The organism is Methylorubrum podarium (genome assembly GCF_022179745.1).
In the GTDB taxonomy this organism is placed as follows: domain Bacteria; phylum Pseudomonadota; class Alphaproteobacteria; order Rhizobiales; family Beijerinckiaceae; genus Methylobacterium; species Methylobacterium podarium.
In genome coordinates this window covers 1-2,165 of the sequence record NZ_BPRD01000694.1, presented here as the reverse complement: position 1 = coordinate 2,165, position 2,165 = coordinate 1, and the positions used below count along the sequence as shown (strand labels likewise).

The following is a 2,165-nucleotide window of genomic DNA, read 5'->3' as shown; positions in this document are numbered from 1 at the left end:
GGGCTCGTAGCCGGCCTCGCGCAGCAGGCCGACCGCCGTGCGCAGGTTGGCTACGAGCTCAAGGGCGGCAAGATGGTCGCGAAGGCGACCGGCGAGCCGCTGACCGTCGAGTTCCTTGAATTCCAGAACGTGTTCGAGCGGGTGATCCTCCCCTACGCCGCGCAGCTCAAGCTGATCGGCATCGAGAGCTCGATCCGGGTAATCGATCAGGCGCAGTACCAGAACCGCCTGCGCAGCTTCGACTTCGACGTCACGACATCGAGCTGGCCGGAATCGCTCTCCCCCGGCAACGAGCAGCGGGAGTACTGGGGCTCGGCCGCCGCCGACAAGCCGGGCTCGCGCAACGTCGCTGGAATCAAGGATGCGGGCATCGACGCGCTGATCGAGAAGGTGATCTTCGCGCAGGATCGCGAGACCCTGGTCGCGGCGACGCATGCCCTCGACCGGGCCCTGCTCGCCCACAACTTCGTGGTGCCGCAATGGTCCTCGCCGGTGACGCGGACGATCCGCTGGAACCGTTTCAGCCGTCCGGCGATCCTGCCGAAATACGGCGCCTCCGGCTTCCCGACCACGTGGTGGTACGATGAGGCGCTCGCGGCCAAGACGGGGGCACCGCGATGACGACGGGGATGAGCGCGGGCGCGACCCGCCGCGGCGTCGTCCTCGGGACGGGGGTGCTGGCTCTCGCGAGCACCCTGCCCCGGTCTCCCCGCGCCGAGGGGACGCGCGCCGCCCACGGGCTGTCGAGCTTCGGCGAACTGAAATACGCACCCGACTTCCCGAACTTCGACTACGTGAACCCGATGGCGCCGCGGGGCGGGCGCTTCTCGACGCAGATCGTCCAGACCTTCGGCAATCAGGCGTTCGACACCTTCGACACGCTCAACCCCTACGTCTTCCGCGGCAATGGCGCGGCCGGGATCAATCTCAGCTTCGACAGCCTGATGGTTCGCGCACTCGACGAGCCGGACGCGCTCTACGGCCTCGTCGCCCGCTCGGTCGAGATCAGTTCCGACGGGCTGACCTACCGCTTCACGCTGCGTCCGCAGGCGCGCTTCCACGACGGCTCGACCCTGACAGCCCGGGACGCGGCCTTCTCCCTCAATATCCTCAAGGAGAAGGGCCATCCGACGATCTCGCAGGTGATCCGGGACGTCGCCGAGGCGACGGCGGAGGGCAACGACACTCTGGTCGTCCGCTTCGCCGCCGGCCGCAGCCGCGACCTGCCGCTGATCGTCGCCGGGCTGCCGATCTTCTCGGCGTCCTACTTCGAGGGGCGTGATTTCGAGGCGCAGACGCTGCAGCCGCTGCTCGGCTCCGGCCCCTATCAGGTCGGGCGGATCGATATCGGCCGGTTCATCGAGCTGGAGCGCGTGACCGATTACTGGGCCGCGGACCTGCCCGTCATGGTCGGGCAGAACAACTTCGATCAGCTCCGCTACGAGTATTTCCGCGATCGGCAGGTGGCCTTCGAGGCGTTCAAGGGCGGCGCCTTCACCTACCGCCAGGAATTCACCTCGCGGATCTGGGCGACGGGCTACGACTTCCCCGCCGTGCGCGAGGGCCGCGTCAGGCGCGAGACCCTGCCCGACACCGCGCCCGCCGCCATCCAGGGCTGGTTCTTCAACACCCGCCGCGAGGTGTTCAAGGATCCGCGCGTGCGCGAGGCGATCGGCCTGTGCTTCGATTTCCCCTGGACCAACCGCACGGCGATGTTCGGCGCCTACGAGCGCACGGTCTCGTTCTTCCAGAAGACCGATCTGATGGCGACCGGCAAACCGTCGGCCGACGAGCTGGCCCTGCTCGAACCGTTCAGCGGACAGGTGCCGGCGGAGGTGTTCGGCGAGGCCTGGACGCCGCCGGTTCCCGACGGGTCGGGCCAGGACCGGGCGCTGCTCGCCCGCGCGGTGGCGCTCCTAAAGGAGGCGGGCTGCACCCGCGAGGGCGGCGCCCTCCGGTTGGCGAACGGCAAGCCGATCGAGTTCGAGTTCCTCGATTCCGATTCCGTGTGGGAGCCCATCGTCCAGCCCTTCATCCGCAATCTCGGGCTGATCGGCATCAAGGCGCGACAGCGGGTGGTGGATGCCGCGCAATACCAAGCCCGCCTGCGCGATTTCGACTTCGACGTCGTCGTCCGTGCCGCCTCCGGCGACGCGACGCCGGGG

1 protein-coding gene and 1 pseudogene are annotated in these 2,165 nt (G+C 68.6%); both read left to right on the top strand.

The window, feature by feature from the left end:
• Positions 1-621 (top strand): annotated as a pseudogene (locus MFF42_RS25905) (ABC transporter substrate-binding protein); the annotation flags it as partial.
• Positions 622-629: 8 nt separating this feature from the next.
• A partial coding sequence (locus MFF42_RS25900) for an extracellular solute-binding protein (protein ID WP_238258829.1) occupies positions 630-2,165 on the top strand: 1,536 nt, incomplete at its 3' end.